1 protein-coding gene is annotated in these 1,272 nt (G+C 60.6%); it reads right to left on the bottom strand.

Annotated elements, in window-relative coordinates:
* Positions 1 to 1,272: serine hydroxymethyltransferase (gene glyA / locus AC2FH8_RS20565; RefSeq protein WP_496690633.1), on the bottom strand; the 1,272-nt coding region annotated here is incomplete at its 5' end.

Below are 1,272 nucleotides of genomic sequence, written 5' to 3'. Positions count from 1 at the left end.
TTACAAGTTTGGATAGATAGGGAATCTGGCGCAGAGGTTTGCGACTTCGGCTTTGACTTTGGCCTCGACCTCACCGTTACCGTCCTCGCCATTTGCGGCCAGACCGTCGACCACTTCGATGATCCAGTCGGCGATCTGGCGGAACTCGGCCTCGCCAAAGCCACGCGTGGTACCTGCGGGGCTGCCAAGGCGGATGCCGCTGGTCACCATCGGTTTTTCGGGATCGAACGGGACACCGTTCTTGTTGCAGGTGATATGCGCCCGGCCCAGTGCCTTTTCAGTCGCGTTGCCTTTGACGCCTTTAGGGCGCAGGTCCACCAGAACCACGTGGGTATCGGTGCCGTGGGTGACTGTGTCCAGCCCACCTTTGATCAACTGGTCCGACAGGGCCTGCGCGTTGGTGACCACCTGGGCGATGTAGTCCTTGAACTCGGGTCGCAGTGCTTCGCCAAAGGCCACGGCCTTGGCCGCGATGACATGCATCAGCGGGCCACCCTGAATGCCAGGGAAGATGGCCGAGTTCACTTTCTTGGCGATCGCCTCGTCATGGGTCAGGATCATGCCGCCCCGCGGACCGCGCAGGGTTTTATGCGTGGTGGTAGTAGCCACATGCGCATGCGGGAAGGGCGATGGGTGTGCGCCTGTCGCGACCAGACCGGCGATATGGGCCATGTCGACATGCAGATAGGCGCCGACCATGTCCGCGATCTCGCGCATGCGGGCAAAATCAATGATGCGCGGAATGGCCGACCCGCCTGCGATGATCAGCTTGGGCTGATGCTCTTTCGCCAGCGCTTCGATCTGGTCATAGTCGATCTGGTTGTCCTGTTTGCGCACACCGTAATGGACGGCGTTGAACCACTTGCCCGACTGGTTGGGTGCGGCGCCATGGGTCAGGTGGCCCCCCGCATCCAGGCTCATGCCCAGGATGGTGTCGCCGGGTTTGATCAGTGCCTGGAACACGCCCTGGTTTGCCTGAGAGCCAGAGTTCGGCTGGACGTTTGCAAAGCCGCAACCGAACAGCTGCTTGGCGCGGTCGATGGCCATATTTTCAGCGATATCAACAAATTGACACCCGCCATAGTAACGCCTGCCGGGGTATCCTTCGGCGTATTTGTTGGTCATCACCGAGCCCTGCGCTTCCATCACGGCAGCAGAGACGATGTTCTCGGACGCGATCAATTCGATCTCGTCGCGCTGACGGCCCAGCTCGGACGTGATCGAGCCGAACAGCTCTGGGTCGCGCGCTGAGAGAGACTGGGTGAAAAAACC

The organism is Ruegeria sp. CDSC025 (assembly GCF_059610805.1).
Note: the sequence above shows the minus strand (reverse complement) of the source record. Positions and strands in the feature narration are given on the sequence as shown.